Source organism: Candidatus Poribacteria bacterium, assembly GCA_021295755.1.
Classification (GTDB): Bacteria; Poribacteria; WGA-4E; order WGA-4E; family PCPOR2b; genus PCPOR2b.
Genome location: JAGWBT010000138.1, coordinates 11,536 through 13,124 on the forward strand (window position 1 = coordinate 11,536; position 1,589 = coordinate 13,124).

Genomic DNA, 1,589 nt, shown 5'->3' on the forward strand with positions numbered 1-1,589 from the left:
GTCCAAGCCAAGGCAAATTGTGCCAGCGTTTTATCGTGTGCCGCTGCTAACGGTTGGAGTTTTTGTGCAACCTCGTAGCTTTCTTCGCGTAATTCGGTTTGTAGAATCCGACGGTCTTGACGTGCCGCCCGTGAGTCCGGGGGCGGCGGTTGTCCGGGCAGATATTTTCCCGTTAGTACACCACGCGCCAGCGGACTATAGGACACGACACCTACGTCGTAGGCTTTGCAAAACGGCAATAATTCAACTTCAATATCCCTATTAACGATGTTGTAGAGCGGTTGCAGACAGATAAATTTTTCTAAATTCATACGATCGCTCTTCCACCACGCTTCGCAGAGTCGCCACGCATCGAAGTTAGAGCAACCGATGTAACGGACTTTACCCTGCCTGACGCAATCATCCAACGCACGAAGCGATTCTTCAATCGATGTCAGCGCGTTCCAACGATGAAGGTAGTACAGATCAATCCGGTCTGTATCAAGCCGTCTGAGACTGTCCTCCACCGCCATCATGATGTGGTGACGACTCGTACCGGATCGGTTAAGTCCTTCCCCCATAGCACATCATCACGGCAAGCTTGGACTGCCTTGCCAACAATTCGTTCCGATTCGCCTGCGTTGTAGACATTTGCCGTGTCGATAAAATTGATTCCAGCATCTATTGCGCGTTCGATAATCTTGATTGAATCACTCTCATTCGTTGGGCTGCCAAACATCATCGCGCCAAGACAAAGTCGTGAAACTTGGACGCCAGAATTGCCTAAAATACTATATTCCATTCCTTGATACTCCTCTCGACAGTTTCAGGTATAGGTTATAAGATTGTAAGCCGGTGTTTTGTGCATTTTAGCACATAGGGTGGTTGAGCGCAAACGAAAAAGGATAGTACGACAATCCCTGTCAATTCTTGGATTTGGCACACCGTAAGCCGATATGGTAATATGCGCCTGATAGGGCGTGAGCGCGCGCAGCACAACGCAAATCGAATATTGAATCAAACCAGCTTCCACCACGAGCAACAAACGGTCCCTTTGGGGGAAGTGCTCGTTGATTCATATCATTTCTGCGATAACGCGGTAAATATCTATCCGCACACCATTCCGCCACGTTGCCTCCCATGTTGTAGAGGGTGTAGCCATTCGGTGGAAAATGGTCAACAGGTTTCAGGTATCGCTGCATATTTTTTAGTCCACCGCTACGCACCTCCCTCGAATCGTAGTTTGCTGCATCTGAGTCAACCTGATTTCCCCACGGATAGAGTTGATCTGGCTGCCCATCTCGTGCTGCTTTCTCCCATTCCGCTTCCGTCGGCAAGCGTTTCCCACGCCATTCGCAATACGCTTGCGCCGCTTCATGGGTGACATACGTCACGGGATATCGGTCCATGCCAATGGGAATGTTGTTTCCAGCCCAATGCTTGAGATAGTCCCGCACATTGACGGCTGACTTCTGCCATTGACGGTTTGCCAAAACAAATGCTCGATAGTCGGCATTGGTCGTTTCGTACTTGTCGATATAGAACACCTCCAGCGAGACTTGGTGCACAGGTGTTTCATTGGGTCTACCTTTATCGCTCCCCATCTGAAA

3 protein-coding genes are annotated in these 1,589 nt (G+C 49.5%); all 3 read right to left on the bottom strand.

Going from position 1 to position 1,589, the window contains the following annotated elements; all coding sequences use genetic code 11:
• A partial coding sequence (locus tag J4G02_18130; GenBank protein ID MCE2396455.1) for an aldo/keto reductase occupies positions 1-560 on the bottom strand: 560 nt, incomplete at its 3' end.
• Positions 512-781: an aldo/keto reductase gene (locus J4G02_18135; protein ID MCE2396456.1), complete on the bottom strand. Its 270-nt coding sequence runs from the start codon at positions 779-781 to the stop codon at positions 512-514. The genes J4G02_18130 and J4G02_18135, both read right to left, overlap by 49 nt.
• Before the next feature lie 121 nt (positions 782-902).
• Positions 903-1,589 (bottom strand): formylglycine-generating enzyme family protein (locus tag J4G02_18140; GenBank protein MCE2396457.1); only part of this gene is annotated, 687 nt, incomplete at its 5' end.